Genomic DNA, 23,665 nt, shown 5'->3' with positions numbered 1-23,665 from the left:
AATCCCTTTAATAATCGCTCAAGCGGCCATTATCATCCCACTGGCCATACATTTTGTTTTCTTTGGTGTTTTTCATGAACTTGTCCAAACGTTTATTGAAAATGTCACGGTCGTATTCTTTATAACCTTGGATATTATCAATGCGGATTCTCCGGTACAGTTCAGGAAAATTCAGGAAGTTCTCATAAGCTTGCGCGTCTTGGTCTTGTTTCAGGCGGGCTTCAATATCTGGATCGATCGTAAAAGATTCAGGGTGCATATCGGGGAGGATTTTCAAGCCTTGTTCTGTCATCCAGCCTAATTTTTCCAGCCTTCTTACCCGTTCTTTGTTCAATTCGTTCCAGTTGCTCTTTTTCTTTCTTAGGGACAGCCTTTGAGCCAGCTGCTGGGTATCTGATATTTTCTTCCGTGTGCCGTCAATCCAGCCAAAACATAATGCTTCCTCAACGGCATCCAAATACTGAATGACACCTGGTCGTTCAGCCATACTGACTAGTGCCCAGCAACATTTCTCTGTAGTGGAATTTTCCTCGAGCCAATCTGGTCGTAACGCTAAGCAAATTCTCAATCTCCATTTTGAACAGATCCTTTCTAATATGGATAATTGTCCTTAGTATAATTGTTTAAATATCTAAGTTAATTTAATAATTCCGATAATACAAGGTGGAAAAGGGTATTGAAAAAAATATAAGAAAAAATGGGGTGATGCCGCTGCCAGCCGCCGTTACAATTCGAAAAAAAGGAGGAAGAAACCATGGTAAGGGAAGAACGATTACGCAAAGAGCGCGAGGTGAATCCGTTCACCGATATTTGGCTGCGCACACGTGAAACCGTCCGCTTCGTCATTGAGCGCAAATCCGTCAAATACATCATTCTACTCATTGTCTTGACGGGTTTTGCATCCGGCCTGCTTGGGTTCATGAACACCCGTAGTGCAGACATGGCACCCTGGGCCGCCGTTCTCCAGGCACTGGTCACCGGTCCGATAGGGAGTGCGTTTGGCTATTTTCTCGGTGCGGCTATATTGACGCTGGTCGGGCGGCTGTTCAAAGGTACGGCGACCTACCAGGAAATGTTTAAGGGGCTTGTCACAGCGCAGATACCGCAAATCTGGCTCCTACCGCTGCTGATCATCTGGGCGTTTGCATCACCGGCAACTTTCTTTGCGGACCGGACTGATGTGGAAGGGAATCTGCTTGTAGTCATCATGTCTGTGGTGATGGCAGTAGTATCTGTTTGGACATTCATCATCGTCTGCAAAGCGGTAGGCGAAGCACATCGCGTCTCGACATGGAAAGGGTTTTTCATCGTCGTGATACCAGGCATCTTGATCACGATAGTTGTTGTTCTTATCGTCTTTGTCATTTTCGCCTCGTTCTTTAGCCAGTTCTATTAGGGAGTCGATTTAGTAGAACGCTTGAAAACAGCCGCTAATGGCACGGAAGGCATTTAAAAAGACGATTATGACATTGATTCAAAGGAGTAGAAATAATGAGAAGAAATTTGGGCAACTCTTTCTGCGGTCAGGCATCGCAAGAAAAGATTTGCCCAAATTTTCATCCTTATTACTGTTCAGTTCATCTCCAGTTTAGTATAATTCTAATGTAAGAATTATTATATGCCGTTAGCAATATTTGGCATCAATAGTTTTAGATAGCAGTTCACTATTTTTCATTATTTTTAGGAGGGTTTAAAAGATGGAAAACAACAATGAAGAAAAGCGCCACACAGCAGCAGGAGAAGGACAGTGTCCAGTAACAGGCGGGCACAGTGATAGCGCGATTACGACATCGAACAAACCAGGCAAAACGCAAAATAAAGACTGGTGGCCGAATATGCTGAATTTGAATATTCTCCATCAGCATGACAAGAAATCGAATCCTCTAGGGGAAGAGTTTGATTACAAAGCGGAATTCGAGAAATTGGATTACGATGCATTAAAGCAAGATCTTCGCGACTTGATGACAAACAGCCAAGAATGGTGGCCGGCAGACTATGGCCATTACGGCGGGTTATTCATCCGTATGTCATGGCATGCCGCAGGTACTTACCGGAATACAGACGGCCGTGGTGGCGGTTCTACTGGGAACCAACGTTTCGCGCCGCTTAACAGCTGGCCGGATAACGTAAACTTGGATAAGGCACGCCGTTTGCTTTGGCCGATTAAGAAAAAATACGGAAACAAAATTTCTTGGGCTGATTTGCTCGTAATGGCGGGCAACGAGGCTCTTGAGTCGATGGGCTTCAAAACATTCGGATTCGGCGCAGGCCGTGAAGACATTTGGGCACCGGAAGAAGACGTTTATTGGGGCAATGAAAAAGAGTGGTTAGAGGATAACCGTTATTCGGGCGACCGCGAACTGGAAAACCCGCTAGCTGCAGTTCAGATGGGCTTGATCTATGTGAATCCAGAAGGGCCAAACGGTAAGCCGGACCCTGTTGCAAGTGCCGTCGATATCCGCGAGACGTTTGCGCGCATGGGGATGAACGATGAAGAAACGGTTGCGTTGATCGCAGGCGGACATACGTTCGGTAAATCACATGGTGCTGGAGATCCTTCTCACGTAGGTGACGATCCGGAAGCTGCTGAAATGGAAAACCTGGGACTTGGCTGGAAGAGCACGTACGGTTCAGGCAAAGGCCGCGACACCATTTCAAGTGGCATTGAAGGCGCTTGGACTGCCAATCCGACACAATGGGATAATGGCTATTACGAGCAATTGCTTGGATACGAGTGGGAGTTAACGAAATCTCCTGCCGGTGCATACCAATGGACGGCAAAAGATCTACCAGAAGATCATATGGCGCCTGATGCAGAAGATTCGTCGATCAAAGTGAAAACAATGATGACTACTGCCGACATGGCACTTCGCATGGATCCGGCGTATGAAAAGATTTCCCGCCGTTATTACGAAAATATGGAAGAGTTCCAAGATGCGTTTGCTCGTGCATGGTTCAAACTTCTCCACCGTGATATGGGACCAAAAGCGCGTTACTGGGGACCAGAAGTTCCAGAAGAAGTATTGGTTTGGCAAGATCCAGTACCGGAAGCACCTGGCACATTAAAAGAAAAAGAATTGAATAAGCTGAAAGTGGAAATCCTTGAAAGCGGCTTGAACCCACAACAGCTAGTGAAAACAGCTTGGGCTTCTGCCAGCACTTACCGCGATTCAGACAAACGAGGCGGCGCAAACGGAGCACGCATCCGATTCGCTCCACAACGCCAGTGGGAAGCAAACGAGCCGGAAGAGTTGGAAAAAGTTCTCAGCTTCTACGAAAACTTGAAAGCAAGCACTGAGGATAAAGTAAGCATCGCCGACTTGATCGTCCTTGGAGGAAATGCTGCGATTGAACAAGCTGTAAAAGCAGCTGGTTTGGATATCGAAGTTCCATTCACTCAAGGCCGTGGAGATGCACTCGAAGAACAGACAGATGCGGAAAGCTTTGACGTGTTGGAGCCGGTTTCAGACGGTTTCAAAAACTACCAAAAGCAAGAATACGCAACAAGCCCAGAAGAAATGCTATTGGATAAAGCGCAGCTACTTGGCTTAACAGCGCCGGAAATGACAGCATTAGTAGGCGGTATGCGTGCACTTGGCGCCAATTACCAAGGGGCGACTGAAGGGCTCTTCACCGACAAAGTCGGCGTGTTGACGAATGACTTCTTCGCCAACCTATTGGATATGAACATCGAATGGACGCCAACAGAGTTCAATAAATACGAAGGCAAAAACCTTACGACAGGTGAAGTCGTCCATACTGCGACGCGCATTGACCTCGTATTCGGCTCTAACTCCATTCTTCGTGCAATTGCCGAAGTATACGCACAAGACGACAGCAAAGAAAAATTCGTTCGCGACTTCATCAAAGCTTGGAACAAAGTGATGAATGCCGATCGTTTCGATCTACTGAACAAATAAGTATCCATAATCCTGGTCAGGGCAATATGCCTGACTAGGATTATTTTTTTGGCCAGAAATAGCCAGTTCGCTCCTAGTTTTCGGAAAAATGTAATTTCTTTGCTGTTTTAATGATAAAATGGAGCCAAGAGCAATCACCTAAGACAATTTTGGTTCTAGTATCAGGTAGGAAGAAAAAACGCATAGTTCATTCAAAAAAATTGTAGGGAGAGGATTAGTTTGCCTAAACGAAAGAATTTTTATAAAAAGAGCTTGAGTGCCGGTGTTCTCAGTTCGGCCTTGTTCGTCGCCGGTTGCGGAACTTCAGACGTAGTAACGGAACAACCCGCAGAAAGTGAAGAAGCCGAGGTTCAAAATACCGGTTCGTCAGGTGATTCCGACGAGCCAAAAGAAGATGAGGTTGAACAGGAAGTAGAGACTGAAACGGGAGAAACAGATGAAACGGAGACAAACTCCCCTGTAGAAGAGGACAATGGTGTCCCTGAAGATCAAGCCGGAATCGGCACCACTTTCCCGCTAGGCACGGCTTTGAGCGATTTAGTGGATCACTACGGAACTCCAACATACGATGAATTCTTCATGGGCGGCCGCCTCGTCGTTTTTGATGAGAAGGACGGTTATTTCCTGGATGACAATGAAACCGTCACTGGATTCATGATCACGAGGCCGGATGTGAATATTTTCGGAGCCAATGTCGGTATGACATTTGAAGAAATTAAAACGGTCCTGCCGAATTCGGAGGACGTCTTCTTTGATGAATCTGAAACGCAGGATTATGCAAACATTTTCTATGTGGAAGGCTATAACGTCATCTTCTATGCGGATACAGAAGACGGGCCGACGCAGTATGCGATTATTACTCGGAATAAATAATGGGTCTCTAACTGAAAACCAGTACGAATCCTTTAAGTAAAGGATTCGTACTGGTTTTTTATATTTAATTGCCATTATAAAGCTTCATAATCAGCTTGTGACAGTCGAATGCGATCAGTAAAGATTTCAGTTTTGGTGGAAATGAAGTTCCCCGTTCATTTAAAAAGTGAGGTTTTATTTAAATATTTCAAAAGTTATAATAATTCAGTAGGGAATATTCCAAATATAAGAAGATAGCATAATTGTATTCCTAAATATTAAAAAGAAATACGACGCAACTCTTAAAAATAAACACGAAGTTTGGGAGGAACAGCGATGAACATCTGGTCACACGAAGACGAAGAAAGCCAACTGCCGAGCATCACTCTTCAAGAGTTGGAAAATGTGGAAAAGAACATCGGCAAACGATTGCCTGCTGCATATAAAAGCAGTTTGGTCGAACAGAACGGCGGTTATTTGAATTTCTCTTCAGTGCCGGTAGATGCTCTGGACGAAGAAGTGGAACGCTTGGAGATTGACCATCTATACGGCATTGAAAAACAAGGGGTTGTAACTGGTACTTATTTGGTGAAAGAGTGGGATTTACCGGGGGATGTCTTCATAATAAGCGGCGCTAGCGGCGGTTTTTTTGTGTTGGACTACGCGGCGAGTAAGGAAAATCCGCCGGTGGTATTTCTGGAAATCGACTCGGATGTGAAGTTTGCAATTGCGGACAGTTTTGAGGAATTTTTAGCGAAGCTCTCGAAGGAAAGTGCTTATGAAGACTTTGAAGAAGGGGGCAGCGTAAGCCAGGAAGAGGCAGACACAATATTCGCTGGATCTGACGTCATGTTGATTGAAGAGATCTTGCTGGTTTTTATTTATACAGAGAATCAGGAATGGTATTTTCAACAGTTACGGAAATTGAGCACACATCCTGACTTGATTGTGCGCGAAACGGTGCTTAACGTATTGGATACGAATCTGGAATTTTACCGGGAAGAGAGCGATCCTCAATTTCATTATCTGTTGGAAGAAACGATCGGAAATTTGCTCGCTAGCGACGTTCATATTGCCGAACATGCCAAAGAACTCAAGGCTCAGTTTAATGGGTAGCCACAAACCTGCACAATAATGAATCCAGCTCCGACTGGATCCGGAGCACCACGTGATTTACGTGAGCTTTGAGCCGAAAAACAAAGGTGCACAGAAATTATGCGAAAAGCTGGGCTTCTGGGAAGACGAAAAAAACTCATCTTGCTGATTCCCCAAAAGCTGCTTAGACAAGCGGCTTTTTCTATTAGTGAGAACAGCTTGTTCACCGGAAAGCGGAAAATGAAGGAGAACGGGGGGAGTGTGTCTAAACAGTAAGGAACAGAGAAACCTGTGGAACGGGATTACTGGAAAAATCGCAAAAAACACTAGGAGGCTTTCCAATGAAGACGAATGCCAAGCAATTAACTGAAGAACAACGAAATGGTCTGCTCGACACGCTGAAAGAGCGCTTTGAACAAAACGATCAGCGCCACGAGAAGATGGCGTGGGACAATGTGCTGCTGAAGCTGGATGAGAACCCGGAGAAGCTGTGGTATTTGCATCAAATGGAGGAGACTGGCGGGGAGCCGGACGTCATCGGCTATGAAGTGGAGACCGGGCTGTTTTTGTTTTGTGATTGTGCAAAAGAAAGTCCTAAAGGGCGCAGAAGCGTTTGTTACGACCAAAAAGCGCTGGAATCAAGAAAGCACAACAAGCCGAAAACTTCAGCAGTGGAGATGGCGGCGGAGCTTGGGATCGAGTTATTGAACGAAGAACAATACAGGCTGCTGCAGACATTGGACGAGTTCGATCTCAAGACCTCGAATTGGCTTGAAACGCCGGATGAAATACGCGAGCATGGCGGTGCGATATTCGGCGATCGCCGGTACGACCAGGTTTTCGTCTACCATAACGGGGCAGACTCGTATTACGCAGCGAGAGGCTTCCGGGGGATATTGAAAGTTTAATAGGAGTAGAGAGGCTTGCTATACTTCATTTACAGTATAAGAAATGTTTCACGTGGAACGGGAGTGGGTTCTTTTTGCGGAACATGTAGGACTTGGCCTATGCCGTCTTGAAACCATGTATAGAGTAGTAAGGGGGATCAAGAATGAAACAATTGTACATTAAACAGAAAGTGTTCAGCTTGAGCGAGAAATTTACGGTGCGGGATGAGCAGGAGCAGGACGTTTATTTTGTGGAAGGCAGTTTTTTGAAAATCCCGAAGACCTTTTCGATTCTGGATGCAGAACACCAAGAAATCGCGCTCATCACGAAAAAGACGTTCAGTTTCTTGCCGACGTTTTTCGTCGAAGTGGACGGGCAGGAGTCGGTGGCGATCAAGAAAGAGTTCACATTTTTGAAGCAACGCTATGCAATCGAAGCGGCGGGAATCGACGTTCAAGGAAACTGGTGGGACATGGACTTTGATATTGTGAAAAACGGCGAAGTGATCGGGTCTGTGAGCAAGCAATGGTTCAGTTGGGGCGATAGCTACCGCGTCCAGGTTCTGGACGAAGAAATGGAGCATCTCGTCATTTCGCTCGTTGTGGCGATTGACTGCGTAAAAGCGGACCAGGCCGCTGCGGGAAGTTGATGAAAAACTGATGTTTGTCCATATGGAGCCTGATTTCCCAAGCGGTTGCCGTTCATTCGGTGGGGGCTATTTTTTTATAGATATGTTTATTAAATTCCAGAAAATTGAAACTTACTCGCGGGCTCCTCGTATTAATAGTAAAGGAGGAGAGCGGGATGCGTGAACGAACAAACATAGTGAAAATGGTGGGCGCAGCGCTGGCTTTGCTCCTGGTGGCTGTCATCATTTCAGGGTGCATGAAAGCGCAGGCGGATGACCCGAACATGAAGACGATTGAAAGCGTATTGGCGCTTCAATTCAATGGACCGGATGCGGAGCTGATCGATGCGATGTGGAATCCGGCCAATAAAAAAATTGTCGATGGCGCGGAAGTGAACGAGACGTTCGACCGCTACGTGGAAGAAATCTACGGGCAGTATTTCACGGAAAATGAGTTGGACATATTCATGCGGGTATTCGGTACATATTTCATCAGCCTAGCGGACATTTATGGATATGATTTGAGCTTGGAAGACGTGGACATCGAACAAAGTGAGCAAGTCGATAACCGTTACTCGTTCACCGCGGAAGTCGCCTATCAACAAGCAGGCGGCAAGGAGCAGCATTCCAAAGTGGAAGGCGTCGTGCTCTTCTCTACGACTGAAGAAGGCAAGATCGGGAAGTTCACTTACACTAGTGACCAAGGCTTATCAGAGAACTTGAAGCAATAAGTGTTCCAAGATAGGGGAGCGAGATGTTCAACAACTCACCAATATGCAAGCGTATGCGGCTCGGAAATTGAAGGCGGCGTGCCGGTGCATTTGTATTTGCGCTATCCAAAGCGCAAAGGGTTTGCGGAGGTCCAAGCGTATTTGAAAAATGAAGCCGAGTTTACGTGCGATAACTGCTTTTCGCGGGACAAACAATGATCCAAGTTTCGCAGCTGTCGATTTAGCTGCAGAAGTAGTCATGATTCCGCAGAAAATAAGGGCAGCATAGGGGTAAGGGTGAGAAGAGCAGACTTCGATTCGAAGTTCATGCTCTTTTTTCAATGGGCTTCTAAACGGGACATGAAACATTTCAGACCAAAAGAAGCTTGCACAGTTCTCGGCACAGGTATTATGATATAAATCGTAATTATTACTTTTTGTCTTTTGTAATTCTAGAATAAGGAATGGTAAAAGCTGTCTGTACATAGAAAATCACCAGTGCCTTAATGGATAGGGCAAAAAAATTTTCCGTTTTCTAAATCGCAATGGTTACTTTTTATTATCTGCACAACATACCATCTTTGTTTAATTAACCTAAAAGGAGAGATTTTCATGAAAAAACGACCTTTCGTATTAACCATATTAGCCGCTATGGCTTTATTTTTAACTGCCTGCTCGGATCAATCAGTAGAGGAGGGGAGAAATGAAGCGAAACAAGTGAATTTGCTGTTCAATTTTGCGACCAGTTTGCTAGATCCCCACGTGGACACGAGCTATGTACCGGTAAGAGCGGGCATTACCGAAACTTTGGTCTACTTGAATGATGAAACCTTGGAGATCGAACCGTGGCTGGCGGAAAGCTGGTCGAGTGACGACGGCCAAAACTAGACGTTCAAGCTGCGCGAAGATGTGAAGTTTCAAAACGGTAAACTGATGGACGGCGCAGCGGTGAAAGCTTCTTTGGAGCGAGCGATGGCTGATAGCGTGGCGATCAATAATGCGCTGCGCATTGAGTCAATTGCCGTTGAGGGCTCTGAATTGAACATCAAAACGACTATGCCGTTTCCGGAATTTCCTTCCGAATTGGTTCACCCGAACACATCGATCATCGACGTCACTGAGACTAACTTCATCTACAAGCCGGTCGGGACCGGGCCATTCGCGGTCGCATCTTTCACTCCAGGAACAGCGGTAGATCTTGTGCGGTTCGAGGACTATTGGGATGGCGCTGCCAAGTTGGAAAAAGCGAGGTTCTCGTTTAACGAAGACGCCAATGCGCGATCGCTTGCGCTCGAATCTAAAGGAGCGGATATTGTGTTCCGGCCGGAAGTGGAAACAGTCGAGCAATTGGAAGCAATAGAAGGCGTGACGGTGGAGTCCACTTCGACGTTCCGCGTCCACCAGATGACCATGAACCTTCAGCGTGAAGCCTTGAAGGATGTCTACGTCCGACAAGCGATCGATGCGCTGATCGACCGGGAGATGATTGCTGAAACGATTTTAAATGGCCATGCGAAAGTGGCGACAGGCCCGTTCCCTTCTTCTTTCTCATTTGCGCCGGATTATCCGGAAAAGCAGCGCGGAATTGAAGAAACCCGCTCTCTATTAGAACAGGCAGGCTATACAGAAAAGAATGACGTGATGCAAAAAGACGGAGAACCGTTGACCTTGAAGCTGTTGACCTACAGCGCACGGGCGGACTTGCCATTGATTGCCCAAGTATTTCAGTCGGATGCCGGACAACTCGGAATCGATGTGACCATTGAGCAGATCGAAATACCGGAAGAGCATATGGCAGCCAACCGGGACTGGGATTTGACGACCTACAGCAACTTAACGGCACCCTCAATTTCAGTGGCACGGATGACGACGACCTGACGGCGATGATCGATAGGTTGAATGCGGCCGTTGACCAAGCGGAGCGTTCGGATATTGCAGAAGAAATCGCCAGTTATGTCGATGAACAAATGTACAACTCATTTGTCCTGCATCCGAATACACTTGTTGCCTATAATTCCGACAAAGTGAAAAACTGGACGACGACCAGAAGCGAATACTATATGCTGACGAACGAATTGGATGTGGAGTAAGTGATCCGGATTATCACGCGCCGCTTGGTCGAAGTGGCAGTCTTTCTGCTATTGATCACCTTTGTCAGCTTCCGGTTTGCGCGGCTGGCCCCAGGTGACCCGGTGCTGTCCATCCTGAAAGTGGATGATCTTTCGGTATCGAACGAACAAGTGGAAAAGCTGCGTGAAGATATGGGATTCAATGAGCCGCTCTTCGTCCAGTATGGGCAGTGGCTTGCGGATTTTGTCCGGCTCGATTTCGGGAACTCGTATAGTTCCAACCAACCGGTCATGGACATGTTATGGAGCGGGGTTCCGGCTACGTTGGAATTGACGCTCGGAGGGCTTCTCGTCATGGTGCTGATCGCGCTGCCGTTCGGCTCGCTCGCTGCTTTATACAGAGGACGCTGGATCGATCAAGTAAGCAGCGGTGTTTCGCTCGTAGGTGCGGCGGTTCCAAGTTTTTGGCTCGGACTAATATTGATCGATCTGGTCGGCGTGCGCTTAGGATGGCTGCCGACAATGGGGAGGGACGGCTTGCATTCTGCCGTCCTTCCTTCTATTACCTTGGGGCTCGCTAACTCCAGCGTCTATGTGCGCTTGTTGCGCTCGAGTTTGATCGATTCCTTGAACCAGGAATTTATCCGTGCTGCGCGCGCCAGGGGGATTTCTGACACGCGCATCTTCTTCAGCCATGTCCTGCGAGCCAGCTTGCCGCCGGTCATCACGGTATTTGGCGTGAGCCTCGGAAGCTTGATCGGCGGTGTGGTCGTCATCGAAGTGATTTTCGCTTATCCGGGTATCGGTAAAATGGTCGTCGATGCGATTCGGGGAAGGGATTATCCCGTCATCCAAGGCTATATGTTCATCATGGCCATCTTGGTTTTTGCGATCAATAGTGCAGTGGATTTGTCGTATCATTATTTGAATCCGGAACTGCGCTTAAAAGAAAAGGGGAAGGCTGGATGACCAATCGATTTAGTTTGCATAGAACCCGTTATAAAATGCTTTTTTTGATCGCCATCCTTCTTCTGATTGCAGGAGTCGCGTCATATGCATTGCTTTATTTAAAGCACGATCCATCGTTTGTGAACTTGAATGAACGCCTGCTACCGGCGAGCTGGCAACATCCTTTCGGCACCGACCATTTGGGCCGTGACATGCTGACCCGCATTCTGCTCGGATTTCAGCTGACGGTCGGTTATGGCTTTCTGGCGCTTCTCATGGCGGTAATCATCGGGGTACCGATCGGCGTCATCGCAGGATTCAAAGGCGGACTGGTGGACCGCGTGCTGATGCGTTTCTGGCATTTCCGGATACGGTGGTGGCGATTGTCCTCAGCGGTTTGCTCGGTGCAGGCATTGAGAACCTGCTGCTGGCGATTGTTTTGGTCAAATGGGTGAATTACGCCCGTCTTGCCCGCAGCACGGTCGTTGCGGAACGGCAGAAAGATTACATCACGATGGCCAAAGTCAACGGATTGAGCGAATGGCGCATCATGGGCAAGCATATGTTTCCCCATCTCATCGGCCATATTTTGGTGCCGGCAAGTCTTGATTTGGGGAAAATTATTTTATTGATTTCATCCTTGTCCTATATCGGCCTCGGTGCACAGCCGCCTGCTCCGGAATGGGGCGCGATGCTCAACGAAGCCCGGCCGTATTTCCAGTCGGTCCCGGCCTTAATGATTTATCCGGGACTCGCGATTGTGACTGTCGTGCTATTTTCCAATTTGCTCGGCGATTATTTGCGGGACAAATTTGATGTGAAAAAGGAAGTGGCGCAATGACCTTGCTCTCAGTGAATAATTTATCGGTTCAGACCGGGGGCCATTCCCTCGTGACAGACGTTTCGTTTGATATCCAAAAAGGCGAGTGGCTCGCCATCATCGGCCAAAGCGGCAGCGGAAAAAGTTCGCGGCGTCAGCAATCGGGTGGCTGCTCGCCCCGAACTTGAAAGCTGATGGAAAAGTTCTCTATGAAGGAGAGGATTTGCTGCAGCTCCACCCGAAAAAAATGCGCCGATTGCGCGGCACGTCCATTTCGGATGTGTTTCAGGATTATCAAGGTTCGTTTACTCCGTTTCATACAATCGGGCGCCATTTTGATGAATTTCTGAAGGCTCATTTCCGTTTGCCAAAAGCGCAGAGAAAGGACATGGCGGAAAGAGCGCTCGAGTTCGGTTGGGTTGCAGCCGGAGATGTATGGGCGCTATCCGTTCCAATTGAGCGGCGGGCAGCTCCAGCGCAGTTCGATCGCACTGGCTCTCCCCGCAAAACCGGATATCCTCATCGCGGATGAACCAACGGCCGCACTCGACAGCATTTCTGCTTTTAAAGTTTTGCGTTTGCTGGCCGATTTGCAACAAGAAACCGGCTGCGCGATGCTCTTCATTACACACGATCTGCGGCATGTACGGAAATATGCCGACCGCATCGTCGTCATGAAAGAAGGGGTCGTTGTGGAGCAGGGAGAAAAGCACACCATCCTTGAAAACCCGCAGCATCCTTATACGAAAGTATTGATCGCCGCGTCACCCGCCTTGGCGTCGGCAATCGATCTGCTCACCCGGGAGTCTGTCGGATGACCGTACTTGAACTGAAACATGTCCATAAATTTTATAAACAGGGAAATCCGGTGTTGAAAGACATCAATTTCACGTTGAACAACAAGGAGTGCCTCGGGTTGGTCGGCGAGAGCGGCTGCGGAAAAAGCACGCTGGCCCGCTGCATCTTGCAGTTGGAGCAGCTCGACGGGGGAGAAATCATCTTTGAAGGGGCGCCCTTGCACAATAAAACAGAGCGCCCAGTCCGTCCGTACCGGCGCCACCTCCAAACCGTCATGCAAAATCCGGCCTCTTCACTCAACCCGAAACTGAAAATCCGCCACTCTTTAATGGAACCGTTTCGCCAATACGGGGAACAGGCAGCTTTAAAGCAGTTCCAGCACGCTACAGAACAACAAGTGGCGCATCAATGGTTGGAAGCGGTGGAACTTCCGTGTGAACTGCTGTCGCGCTATCCCCATGAATTGAGCGGCGGACAAAAGCAGCGGATTTCCATTGCGCGCGCCATCAGCCTCGAGCCTTCACTCATCGTTCTCGATGAACCGACATCAAGCTTGGATGTGTTGACGCAAGTGGCGATCTTGAAGCTGCTGGACAATCTCCGCCATGAACTCGACTTGTCCTATCTATTCATCTCCCATGACCTATCCGCGATACAAGCCTTGAGCCAGCGAGTCATGGTGATGAAAGACGGTGAGATCGTCGACCGCTTCGACAAAGCGCAACTGTTTTCCGAAGCGCGGCATCCGTATACGAAACAACTGGTTTCGTTATTCGGCTGAATAGGAGCCTATTATGAACCATAAAAAATACTTAGCCTTGGCTTTGCCTTTAACGTTTTCTACCGTGACGACGCCGTTACTCGGGGCAGTGGATACAGCGGTAGTCGGACAGCTGTATCCACTGCCTATCTTGGGGGCGTCGCGATCGGGACAGTGATTTTCAATACGATGTACTGGCTGTTCGGCTTTTTGCGCGTCAGCACTTCAGGGTTTGCGGCGCAGGCACTCGGGGCAAAAGATGAGCTGCAGGAAACCCTGTCGTTTATCCGGCCGTTCTTCATCGCCTTGGCGATCGGGCTCATTTTTTTGGTCGCCCAAAACTCGATCGCATAAGCCGCCATGACATTGTTCAACCCGGCGGCGGACGTGGAAGCCTTGGCGCTGGATTATTTCCATATCCGCGTCTGGGGAGTACCGGTGACATTCATCAATTACGTCATCCTCGGCTGGCTTATGGGCATGTCGCGCATCAAGTTGGCCGTTACTATCCAAATCGCCATGAACCTGTTGAACATTGCGCTCGATCTGCTGTTTGTCGTGGTGTTTTCCTGGGGCGTGGCGGGGGTAGCGTCAGCGACTTTGATCGCCGAAGTGAGTGCGATGCTGCTCGGTGTTTATTTTCTGGTAAAAAGAACACAATTTACCGTGAAGCTGTTGCCGGCGAAACAGATCTTCGAAGCAGCTGCTTTGAAAAAAATGGTATCCGTCAATCAGGATCTCTTTATCCGCACCGTCTGCCTGCTGTTGGTCTTTAATATTTTTACCTACAAAAGCGCTTCGTTCGGCACTGAAACGCTGGCGGCCAACGCGGTGTTGATCCAGATCCATTATTTGATGGGATACTTTTTTGACGGTTTTTCGAACGCCTCGAGCATTTTATCGGGCAAAGCGGTCGGTTCCAAAGATTCCCGCTTGTATAAAAAGACGCTCGCTTTATCAAGCCAGTGGGCGCTTATGACGGCAGCATTTTTGACGCTAGCGTATTGGCTGTTCAGCGAACCGGTCATCCGGCTGTTTACGGGTATTCCGGAAGTCATCGATATCGCAACAACCTATAGCGTATGGCTGTTGTTGTTCCCGATGGCCACGAGCATCGGCATCATTTTCTACGGCATTTTCACAGGCGCGACCGACACTGCCCCCGTCCGAAAATCAATGTTTCTCGCTTTGCTATTGTTTTTGACCGTTTATTTTCTCGCGGTCCCGGTCTTTGGCAATCACGGGCTGTGGCTAGCATTCATCGCGTTCAGCGCAGGACGGTCGATTTTCCTATCTTTGTATATTCCGAAGTTGAACCGGCATTTTTCCACTTGAGGAAATTTTGTTTGAAGGGTGCCAAATATATGGATGAAAATTGCCATTAAGCGTTTCTTTGGTATACCAGTAATGGTAGTATGTAAAAAATGGGAATTTAATACAATAGGGGATGGATAGAAAGGGGCAACCATGGTGAAGGTGTGGACACTAGTTATGCTCCTCCTCGTTATAACAATGGGCGGCTATAGCTTATGGCCGAAAGCGCATGTTAAAGCGCCGGTGGTAGTTTCGGCGCAAGTGGATGAGGAAGCGGGAACTATGACGGTGTCATATATTACAACGAAACGCGACAAGACTTTCTTGACGGATGTCATGGTCGAGGGCAGTGGATTTTATCCAGACGAAACCGCTGTGACACAAGAACTTGCCGAGCAAAATGGCTATCAGCTGAGAGAAGACGAGATTGAACTCTCTGAAGAGGATCTCGCTTTTTTCTACGGATTTTCCGGCTACGCAATACCTGTAAGTATTTCTTATGAAAACCATGCACCTAACGAAACTTTGCTCATCGTCTTAAGCGGTGAAGAAGCAGTTGAAGGGACGATGGAAGAAGATCTCACCTTACGTTATAGTTTCACGGCACCTGAAGAGATGGCTGTGGCAAGTGTCGGCCATTACGATTCTTCTGCCAGCCTCTCTTATGAGCAGAATGGGAAAGTGCCGAAGCTTCCGCTCGAAATGAAAAAAGGCGACAGGTTGGATATCCTGCTCCACGAAACGGTGAAACTGGGCTCTGATGACCGTGTGCTCGTGGAAATCCAGACAACTGAAGATACGTATTACAAAATGCACCTGAAAGAAACTGTGCCGCTCCCGGAAGCTTATTTAAAGCGCCTAGTGAAAGATTTTCAATGAAACCCGTTGAGCATGAGGGGGAATATATGGCTACGCAAGCTGTGGCTTGCGTTTGAAAGGAGGCGGGATATGCTGAAAATCATCCGGATCGTCTTGCAAATAAGTATTGTCGGAGTTGCGGGCTATGTATTATTGACCCAAAACACGGTGTTGACTCCGCTTGTTATGCTGCTGTTAGGTATTTTTATGCTCGTCGCCGGATTCGAGCGGATCGAGAAAAACCGGAAAGAATTTTGGGGATATGCCTTTGTCGTGATTTCGTTATTGCTATTCATGGTATCGTGGCAGGACTTTTTCCTAGGTGCATAAGCTATACATAGCAACTTGCAAAAAGGGGAGACCGGGATGTCGAATATGGAAATGTTCGGAGCGGGAAGTTGGATGGGGATTGTTTGGGTACTGCTATTTGTTGCGAGCTTCTACTTCACGTTGCCGGTTGTTTACCAGTTGTATTTCATCAATGAGATGATGAGATGAGCGGTTGCATTTGGTGGGCATCAAAAAAGTATATTCAAAAAAACTAAATAAAAATAAATATTTTTAACTGTAAAATCAAATGTTATTTGATTCTACACAAAAAGAGAAAGAAACCTTTGCACCATCAAGGGTTTCTTTCTCTTTTTGTTTTACTAGAAAATTTTTCGAAGCAATAAGTTTGTCTTTTAACTTCCTTTTCTTCTGGAAAAAACAACATATTTGTTTAAAGTGTGTTTGACAACTCTGAATTTTCGATATATTCTGTCGTTAGTTATCTTTTGACAATAACCGTTACGCTATATCGGTAAAAGGAGTGGGTAAGATGAGGCAGCTTCAACTTCCAGCGTATGAATTTAACGAGGAAGAAAATCAGTTTCGAAAAGAAGTGCGAGCATTTCTTCATGAAGAAAGAGAAAAAGGAACTTTTAAAACTCATGCAGACTCGTGGCTAAGTGGTTACAGCTCAGAATTTTCAAGCTTACTTGGTGAAAAAGGATGGGTTGGAATTACATTCCCTAAAGAATACGGGGGGCAGGACAAGTCTTATATATACCGTTACATCATTACCGAAGAATTATTGGCAGTCGGTGCTCCTGTCGCATCCCATTGGTTTGCAGACCGCCAATCAGGACCGCTTCTATTGAAGTTTGGAACAGAGGAACAAAAAAACTTCTTTATACCACAAATCGCAAAAGGCGAATGTTTCTTCTCGATTGGGCTTTCAGAACCAAACTCCGGTTCGGATCTCGGATCTTTGCAAACAACTGCAGAAAAAGTGAATGGTGGATGGCTTGTGAACGGAATGAAAACCTGGACTTCAGGTGCTCACCATTCTCATTACATGATTACATTATGCAGAACGAGCCCCCGGCAAGAAGAAAAAAAACATGCAGGTATGAGTCAGTTGATTATTGATTTAAAGTCAGATGGAGTCACCATCCGACCTATCCAATTCCTCACCGGAGAACATCATTTCAACGAAGTATTTCTTGAAAATGTATTTGTTCCGGATAATCGCATAGTAGGTGAAGTTGGAAATGGGTGGGCTCAAGGGATGACAGAATTAGCCTTCGAGCGGAGCGGTCCAGAGCGAATTCTCAGCACCTATCCACTTCTTGAGGAAGCGATAAAGATTTTAAAAGAAAACAAAGATCATAGCGGGCTTGCCATAATAGCCGGTCTTGTTGCTAGGATGTGGTCATTGCGGAATCTGTCCATTGGAATTGCAAACCTTCTTCAAGAAGGTAAGGATGTAAACCTTGCAGCTGCACTCGTTAAAGATTTGGGGAATGAATTCGAGCAATATGTCGCGGAAGTAGTAAGATTGCTAATTCCGACGATGCCAGATAAAGAAGCTGAAGTAACATACTCTCGACTTTTGGCAGAATCCATTTTGCATGGGCCTGGATTTACCCTCCGAGGTGGAACTACTGAAATTCTTAGAGGCATTGTAGCGAAGGGAGTTGTATCGGCATGAGCGAAATGAAAGAGTTTATTATGGATTCTACCGAAAAAATTTTGAGAAACCTTTCCACTAAGGAAATACGTGAGTCTTTCGAGGAGGGGGATTGGGCAAGTTCGTTATGGGATACATGTGAAGAAGCCGGATTGACCTTGCTAGGGATTTCTGAAGAGCAAGGCGGTGTGGGCGGGGATTTTGAAGATGTGCTTGGCGTTTTGTATTTGATGGGGAAGTATGCCGCACCGGTTCCACTGCTGGAAGTTTTATCAGCCAACGCAGTGTTAGCTTCTCAGGGAATGGAATTTGGGGATAAAAAGCGAGTCATTCACTTTATTGGTGAAGCTGAACTTGAACGAATTGAACGTATTCCATTTGCCCGGTACGTAGAGCAAGTAGTTGTAATCAAAAAAGAAGGTGAAACAGCTGCACTCGCACTTCTCGACCTGTCTGAAGCGGACGTGAAGCACCACGAGAACTTAGCTGCAGAGCCCCGAGATTCAGTGAACATAAATGCTGCTTTAAACTGGATATCGCTCCCTGAAAGCTATGAGGAAATGAAAGAGAAAGATTTACTTGAAACCGCTGCCGGAAAGTCAGCACAGATGACTGGAGCTATGGAGGCAGTTTTAAACTTATCTGTCTTTTATTCAAAAGAGCGTAAACAATTCGGCCGGCCGCTTCACAAGTTCCAAGCAATTCAACATCATTTGACGTCCATGGCCGGAGAATACGCTGCTGCATATTCCACTTTGCAAGTTGTTGCTGCCTCTTACGAAAAGCCTTATTTTCCTCAGTATGTCGCAATGATGAAAACGGAATTGTCAAAACAGGCGAATACGGTAGCCAAAGCGGCTCATCAGCTCCACGCAGGTATTGGCATGACCTATGAACATGAATTGCACCACTTTACACGCCGTCTCTGGGCTTGGCGAGATGAAGCGGGGAATGAGACCTATTGGACAAACCGTTTGGCGGAACTTTATATGGCAGAAGATCATGATATTTGGGAGCAAATCACTCACGTGAAGGGAGATCGAGTACATGCCGGATTTACTATTTGAAGTAAACGACAATATTGCAACAATTACCTTGAACCGACCTGAATCACTGAATGCTTTTAGTGGGGAAATGCTGGACCTTTGGATTGATTCGCTTGAACAAGTGAGAGACTCCAATGAAATTGCTGTTCTTATCGTTCAAGGAGCTGGCAAAGGTTTCTGTTCCGGTGGAGACATAAAGGAAATGATGGCTGGCCGAGGATTTTATAAATCTGATGAGGATAATATTTCTAAAGGCGTTAAAAGAAAAAATTCTTTATGGAAAAAAGTGCAGCGAATTCCATTGCTCCTTGAAGAAATTGATAAGCCGGTGATTGCGAAAATTCACGGCGCGGCATTTGGTGCTGGATTGGATATGGCTTTGATGTGTGATATTCGCTTTACTGCTGAATCAGCAAAGCTTTCCGAAAGCTATATAAAAGTAGGACTAGTGCCTGGAGATGGTGGAGCTTATTTTCTCCCAAGACTGATGAACCGTGATATGGCTTTGCATATGTTATGGACAGGAGAAGCTATTTCGGCCCAAGAAGCTTTAGAACGAGGAATGGTTACGTTTGTAATCCCGGATGAAGAGTTAGATCAAGCGGTTCAGGACTATGCCGAAAAATTAGCGGGAGGTCCGCAATTAGCTATTCAATTCATCAAACGGGCAGTCAATCAGAGTGCAGATATGAATTTACGTTCTTCACTGGATTATATTTCTTCAAAAATGGCGATTGTCATGGAAGAGGAAGATCATGCAGAAGGTGTGCAAGCCGTCATGGACAAAAGAATTCCGGTTTTCGGGAAAGGGGAGTAAACAAATGAAAAAATCTTATTTGTTTTTAGCTAATCTTTTAATTTTGGCCTTGGTTGTAAGCGCTTGCAGTGGCGAGGGGGAAGGGAATGCCAATGCTAGTTCCGATCAACTGACATTTAGTACCGGTACTACAAGTGGAGTGTATTATCCCCTCGGTGCATTGCTAGCGACGCATTGGACGAATGGCAGTGAAACGTCAGTTTCTGCACAAGCTTCAAATGGATCAGTCGAGAATTTGAAAATGATGCAGCGAGGCGAATCCCAAATGGCACTCTCAACTGTCAATATTATGTGGGAAGCTTATAATGGCGAAAATAGTTTTGAAGATGGAGCATATGAAGATATTCGAATCTTGGCTAATCTCTATCCTAACGTTAGCCATATTATTGCGTTAAATGGTGCCGGAGTTGACTCTATTCAAGATCTCGCAGGAAAGTCATTCGTTTATGGGGCGGCAGGATCAGCGACAGAACTTGAATCAAAACTTATTCTGTCGTCACATGGAGTTGATTTAGAAACTGTAAATGAGAACTATGTCGGTTTTGGTGAAGCTGTTGATTTAATGCGTAATAAACAAGTAGAAGCGGTCAATATTTATACGGGCGTACCAGCTGCTGGAGCATCTGAATTGATTTCGACAGTAGATTCGAAAGTGATCAGTTTTACAGAAGAAGGAATTCAAACAATGACCAATGAAGAGAATCCATGGAATTTTGAATATCTGATCGAAGCAGGCACGTACGAAGGGCAAGAAGATGAGGTGCGGACAGTTGGACAGTTCAGCTCTATCGCGATTGACGCAAATATCTCTGAAGATGCTGTTTATGAAATGACAAAATCTCTTTGGGAAAGCTTGGAAGAGTTAGAGCAGGGGCATGCGGTAGTGCAGCAATTCAATATAGAAGAGGCAGTGAAAGGAACGGCTGATGTACCACTGCATCCGGGAGCTGAACGTTATTATAAGGAAGTTGGAGTCTTGGAGTAAGAATAATCAAATGTGAACGAGGGGTAGGAGGGGTAGTATGACCAAGCAGGAACAAGCTGCCATTCTGGCAGAACAGGAACAAGGCCAGCGTCATTTTCTAGGAAGTTGGGCTCGGATCATCCTTGTGTTAGCGGTTGTATGGACAATTTTTCAGCTGTATATGAGTAGTTATGGAGTTATGGATGCTATCAAGTTTCGTGCATGGCACCTTGGTTTCTTGCTTGTGTTCAGCTTTCTCTTATACCCAAGGACTAAAAAATCGAAAAGGGCTGCGCCTTCAAAGCTAGACATGGTACTGGTTCTTCTTTCAATCATTTCCATTGGGTATTTCCTGTTTACGTATGATGTATTCGTGAGAGAACGTTATGGGGTAAATATTCCGCTTGATTATGTAATGGGTGCTTTGGCTATTGGTCTTTTGTTTGAAGCGACACGTCGAGTAACCGGGCTATCAATGACTATTATTGCTTTAATATTTCTTGGTTATAACTTTGCTGGACCATATTTGCCTGGCATATTATCTCATGCCGGTTTTAGTGTTGAAAGAATCATCTCCGTGATGTTTTGGGGTGGACAAGGAATATTTGGTACGGCCATTGGGGTGTCAGCTACTTATATTTTTGTATTTGTAATTTTTGGCGCATTTCTAAAAAACAGTGGGTTTTCTGATTTTATTAATGATTTAGCGTTAACGATTGCGGGAAGAACGGCTGGAGGACCTGCTAAGGTAGCTGTAATTGGTTCAGGTCTTATGGGTATGATGAGTGGTTCTGCAGTCGGTAATGTAGTGACCACTGGGGCTGTAACTATTCCTCTTATGAAGAAGACAGGGTATCAACCCAAGTTTGCCGCAGCTGTTGAGTCGGTGGCAAGCACCGGAGGTCTTCTCGCTCCCCCAATCATGGGAGCAGCAGGATTTATTATGGCCGAATTTCTGGGAGTTCCTTATTCCCAGGTAATGCTAGCGGCAATAATCCCAGCAGTACTATATTACTCTGTACTGTTACTAGTAGTTCATCTCGAAGCAAAGCGTCTTGGATTATCAGGAATCTCGAAAGAGAATATTCCAAATGCCGTGAAAGTGTTAAAAGAAGGTGGACACCTTTTAATTCCGCTTATTGTATTGATCGGTACGCTGATGACTGGGGTAACACCTTTATTCGCAGCGATTTGGGCTTTGGCATCCACCATTCTTGCTTCTTGGATCAGGCGTTCAACTAGAATGGGCTTAGGAAGCATTCTTAGGTCAATTGAAGAAGGTGTCCGTGGAGCTATAAATGTCGGTATAGCTACAGCAATCGTCGGTATTGTTATCGGAACGGTCACACTGACAAGTATAGGGCTTACTATTGGTAATAATGTATTGAACCTAGCTGGAGAAAGTGTGTTAATTGCGGCAGTACTGACCATGGTTATTAGTATCATCCTCGGCATGGGAGTTCCAGCCACCGCTGCCTATATAATTGTAGCTACCATTTCTATCCCAATCTTAACAAGAATGGGCGTCCCGCCAATGGCAGCTCATATGTTTGCGTTTTATTACGCAGCACTATCGAGTATTACACCTCCGGTAGCACTAGCAAGTTACGCTGCAGCAGGGTTAGCGAAGGTCAACCCAACTGCCGTGGCGATAGAATCTGTTCGACTTGGAGCAGTAGGGTTTATCATTCCATTCTTCTTCCTTTTTAACCCAGTATTATTATTCGATGGGGGTTCAGTTTGGGAGAGTATAGCGGCTGGCATAATCGCCTTAATCGGTGGCGCTGCTTTAGCGGTTGCAATCGCAGGATATCTGAAAGATTATGTTTCTGTAATAGAAAGACTTTTGTTTGCCGTATCAGGCTTGATGATTATCGATACTTCAGGAAATACAGATTTGGTTGGGTTTGGTTTATTGTTTCTCCTTCTAGTGAACCATATTCGAAAAACTGGATGGAAAAGAAGTGAAGCAAAAATGACGGCGCTGAAAAAAGAAGGTATTGCAGAGAGGTAAGGTGAAGAAATTATGATTCAACCACTACATGATATAAGAGTACTTGATCTTTCTAGAGTTTATGCAGCTCCTGCAGGGGCCATGACATTGGGCGATTTAGGGGCTGACATCATTCGTGTCGAACCACCTGGTGGTTCTGACAGCATGCGGGACTGGGGCCCGTTTCTCCATGGGGAAAGCACTTATTATTTAAGTGCCAATCGAAATAAGAGATCCATTGTTATCGACTTGAAATCAGAAGTAGGAAGAGAACAATTTCTTGAATTGGTAAAAAAATCCGATGTGGTAATAGAAAACTTTAAATCCGGTACGATGAAAAAACTAGGAATTGATTATAAAAAATTAAAACAAGTTAACCCAAGAATCATTTTGTGCTCGGTCACTGGCTTCGGACAGAATGGGCCGCTTGGTGAGTTGCCTGGATTTGATCCAGTCATACAGGCAATGAGCGGATTAATGGATGTGACAGGGCAACCTGATGGAGAGGCCACAAAAGTAGGAATTCCAATTGCAGATATTATTACTTCTGTTTATGTAGCACTTAGTATAGTCGCAGCTATTCGACAAAGAGACTTTACGGGTGAGGGACAGTCAATTGATTTGTCGCTATTGGATGTGCAGATTGCGAGTATGGCGAATGTCGCGAGTGCTTACTTAAATACTGGAATGATCTCAGAGCGAAAGGGCAACCAACATAATAACGTGGCTCCTTATCAAGTTTTTCAAACTGGTGATTATCCGATTATGATCTGTGCGGGTAATGACGGGTTATATAGAAAGTTATGTATAGCTCTGAATCATCCTGAATGGGCTGATGATAAAAGATTTGAGAGTAATGCGCAGAGAAAAAAACATGAAAATGAATTAGCTGAGATGATTGAAACTGAGCTTCAAAAAAAATCATCTGAACAATGGGTATCGTTATTAGCAGAAGCTAAAGTTCCTGTAGGGCGAGTGAACACAATCGAACAAGCATTGAAACAAGAGCAAATCTCTTACAGAGAAGGAGTAGAGTCGCTCGAAAGTAGTTATGGTACTGTAAAGTTATTGGCTAGTCCACTTAAACATAGCGGACTTAATATCAAAACTCGTTATGCCCCTCCAACATTAGGAGAGCATAGTGAAGAAATTCTTAAAGAATTACAGAGCAGTAATGAGCGTGTTTCTTCATTGAATGTCCGAAATCAGTTAATATGAAGATAACACGTTT

The 23,665-nt window shown here is 46.0% G+C and carries 23 protein-coding genes and 3 pseudogenes; 25 read left to right on the top strand and 1 reads right to left on the bottom strand.

Going from position 1 to position 23,665, the window contains the following annotated elements; genetic code table 11:
- Positions 1-7 precede the first annotated feature (7 nt).
- Positions 8-575 (bottom strand): annotated as a pseudogene (locus J7E21_RS11320) (YdeI/OmpD-associated family protein).
- Positions 576-754: 179 nt separating this feature from the next.
- Here J7E21_RS11320 and J7E21_RS11315 point away from each other — a divergent pair.
- The 25 genes and pseudogenes from J7E21_RS11315 to J7E21_RS11215 all read left to right on the top strand — a co-directional run bounded on the left by J7E21_RS11315 (position 755) and on the right by J7E21_RS11215 (position 23,652).
- Positions 755-1,396, top strand: a complete 642-nt coding sequence (locus J7E21_RS11315; RefSeq protein WP_215107695.1) for a Yip1 family protein — start codon at positions 755-757, stop codon at positions 1,394-1,396.
- A gap of 301 nt (positions 1,397-1,697) precedes the next feature.
- A complete protein-coding gene (gene katG / locus J7E21_RS11310) occupies positions 1,698-3,920 on the top strand; it encodes a catalase/peroxidase HPI (protein ID WP_215107694.1) in 2,223 nt (740 codons plus the stop codon).
- Positions 3,921-4,139: 219 nt separating this feature from the next.
- Positions 4,140-4,793, top strand: a complete 654-nt coding sequence (locus J7E21_RS11305; protein ID WP_215107684.1) for a hypothetical protein — start codon at positions 4,140-4,142, stop codon at positions 4,791-4,793.
- A 315-nt stretch (positions 4,794-5,108) separates the two neighbouring features.
- Positions 5,109-5,888 carry an SMI1/KNR4 family protein gene (locus J7E21_RS11300; RefSeq protein ID WP_215107682.1) on the top strand — a complete coding sequence of 260 codons (780 nt, stop codon included), beginning with the start codon at positions 5,109-5,111 and terminating at the stop codon, positions 5,886-5,888.
- Between the two features lie 320 nt (positions 5,889-6,208).
- Complete coding sequence (locus tag J7E21_RS11295) at positions 6,209-6,775, top strand: DUF4256 domain-containing protein (protein ID WP_215107680.1); 567 nt, start codon at positions 6,209-6,211, stop codon at positions 6,773-6,775.
- Positions 6,776-6,918: 143 nt separating this feature from the next.
- The gene (locus J7E21_RS11290; protein ID WP_215107678.1) at positions 6,919-7,404 is read left to right on the top strand and encodes an LURP-one-related/scramblase family protein; all 486 of its coding nucleotides are present in this window, start codon (positions 6,919-6,921) and stop codon (positions 7,402-7,404) included.
- A 155-nt stretch (positions 7,405-7,559) separates the two neighbouring features.
- On the top strand, positions 7,560-8,114 hold the full coding sequence (locus J7E21_RS11285) for a hypothetical protein (protein ID WP_215107674.1): 555 nt from the start codon (positions 7,560-7,562) through the stop codon (positions 8,112-8,114).
- 591 nt (positions 8,115-8,705) lie between these two features.
- The gene (locus J7E21_RS16600) at positions 8,706-8,981 is read left to right on the top strand and encodes a hypothetical protein (RefSeq protein WP_353047783.1); all 276 of its coding nucleotides are present in this window, start codon (positions 8,706-8,708) and stop codon (positions 8,979-8,981) included.
- Positions 8,982-9,002: 21 nt separating this feature from the next.
- On the top strand, positions 9,003-9,971 hold the full coding sequence (locus tag J7E21_RS11280) for an ABC transporter substrate-binding protein (RefSeq protein WP_353047782.1): 969 nt from the start codon (positions 9,003-9,005) through the stop codon (positions 9,969-9,971).
- A gap of 5 nt (positions 9,972-9,976) precedes the next feature.
- Positions 9,977-10,183: a hypothetical protein gene (locus J7E21_RS16595; RefSeq protein WP_353047781.1), complete on the top strand. Its 207-nt coding sequence runs from the start codon at positions 9,977-9,979 to the stop codon at positions 10,181-10,183.
- Between the two features lie 3 nt (positions 10,184-10,186).
- Positions 10,187-11,131: a nickel ABC transporter permease gene (nikB, locus tag J7E21_RS11275; protein ID WP_483313493.1), complete on the top strand. Its 945-nt coding sequence runs from the start codon at positions 10,187-10,189 to the stop codon at positions 11,129-11,131.
- A 35-nt stretch (positions 11,132-11,166) separates the two neighbouring features.
- Positions 11,167-11,951: pseudogene (gene nikC / locus J7E21_RS11270) on the top strand (nickel transporter permease).
- Positions 11,948-12,118: an ATP-binding cassette domain-containing protein gene (locus J7E21_RS16590; RefSeq protein ID WP_353047780.1), complete on the top strand. Its 171-nt coding sequence runs from the start codon at positions 11,948-11,950 to the stop codon at positions 12,116-12,118. The pseudogene nikC and the gene J7E21_RS16590 overlap by 4 nt, the downstream one beginning before the upstream one ends.
- A gap of 243 nt (positions 12,119-12,361) precedes the next feature.
- Complete coding sequence (locus tag J7E21_RS16585) at positions 12,362-12,748, top strand: ABC transporter ATP-binding protein (RefSeq protein ID WP_353047779.1); 387 nt, start codon at positions 12,362-12,364, stop codon at positions 12,746-12,748.
- On the top strand, positions 12,745-13,509 hold the full coding sequence (locus J7E21_RS11260) for an ABC transporter ATP-binding protein (RefSeq protein WP_215107672.1): 765 nt from the start codon (positions 12,745-12,747) through the stop codon (positions 13,507-13,509). The genes J7E21_RS16585 and J7E21_RS11260 overlap by 4 nt, the downstream gene beginning before the upstream one ends.
- A 13-nt stretch (positions 13,510-13,522) precedes the next feature.
- Positions 13,523-14,823 (top strand): annotated as a pseudogene (locus J7E21_RS11255) (MATE family efflux transporter).
- 132 nt (positions 14,824-14,955) lie between these two features.
- Positions 14,956-15,681, top strand: coding sequence for a hypothetical protein (locus J7E21_RS11250; RefSeq protein ID WP_215107671.1), 726 nt, complete (start codon positions 14,956-14,958; stop codon positions 15,679-15,681).
- 69 nt (positions 15,682-15,750) lie between these two features.
- Positions 15,751-15,990 (top strand): hypothetical protein, encoded by a 240-nt coding sequence (locus J7E21_RS11245; protein WP_215107670.1) that lies wholly within the window; start codon positions 15,751-15,753, stop codon positions 15,988-15,990.
- Positions 15,991-16,026: 36 nt separating this feature from the next.
- Complete coding sequence (locus J7E21_RS16430; protein WP_285228747.1) at positions 16,027-16,158, top strand: hypothetical protein; 132 nt, start codon at positions 16,027-16,029, stop codon at positions 16,156-16,158.
- Between the two features lie 322 nt (positions 16,159-16,480).
- Entirely contained in the window at positions 16,481-17,635 is a 1,155-nt protein-coding gene (locus J7E21_RS11240) for an acyl-CoA dehydrogenase family protein (RefSeq protein WP_215107668.1), read from the top strand.
- Positions 17,632-18,681 (top strand): acyl-CoA dehydrogenase family protein, encoded by a 1,050-nt coding sequence (locus J7E21_RS11235; RefSeq protein WP_215107666.1) that lies wholly within the window; start codon positions 17,632-17,634, stop codon positions 18,679-18,681. The genes J7E21_RS11240 and J7E21_RS11235 overlap by 4 nt, the downstream gene beginning before the upstream one ends.
- Complete coding sequence (locus tag J7E21_RS11230; protein ID WP_215107664.1) at positions 18,662-19,477, top strand: enoyl-CoA hydratase/isomerase family protein; 816 nt, start codon at positions 18,662-18,664, stop codon at positions 19,475-19,477. Before J7E21_RS11235 ends, J7E21_RS11230 begins: the two co-directional genes overlap by 20 nt.
- A 4-nt stretch (positions 19,478-19,481) precedes the next feature.
- Positions 19,482-20,462, top strand: coding sequence for a TAXI family TRAP transporter solute-binding subunit (locus J7E21_RS11225; protein ID WP_215107663.1), 981 nt, complete (start codon positions 19,482-19,484; stop codon positions 20,460-20,462).
- A gap of 37 nt (positions 20,463-20,499) precedes the next feature.
- Positions 20,500-22,455 carry a TRAP transporter permease gene (locus tag J7E21_RS11220; RefSeq protein WP_215107655.1) on the top strand — a complete coding sequence of 652 codons (1,956 nt, stop codon included), beginning with the start codon at positions 20,500-20,502 and terminating at the stop codon, positions 22,453-22,455.
- Between the two features lie 12 nt (positions 22,456-22,467).
- The gene (locus J7E21_RS11215; protein ID WP_215107653.1) at positions 22,468-23,652 is read left to right on the top strand and encodes a CaiB/BaiF CoA transferase family protein; all 1,185 of its coding nucleotides are present in this window, start codon (positions 22,468-22,470) and stop codon (positions 23,650-23,652) included.
- Positions 23,653-23,665 lie beyond the last annotated feature (13 nt).

The organism is Planococcus sp. ISL-109, assembly GCF_018613655.1.
Classification (GTDB): Bacteria; Bacillota; Bacilli; order Bacillales_A; family Planococcaceae; genus Planococcus.
This window is presented reverse-complemented; position numbering and strand designations above follow the sequence as displayed.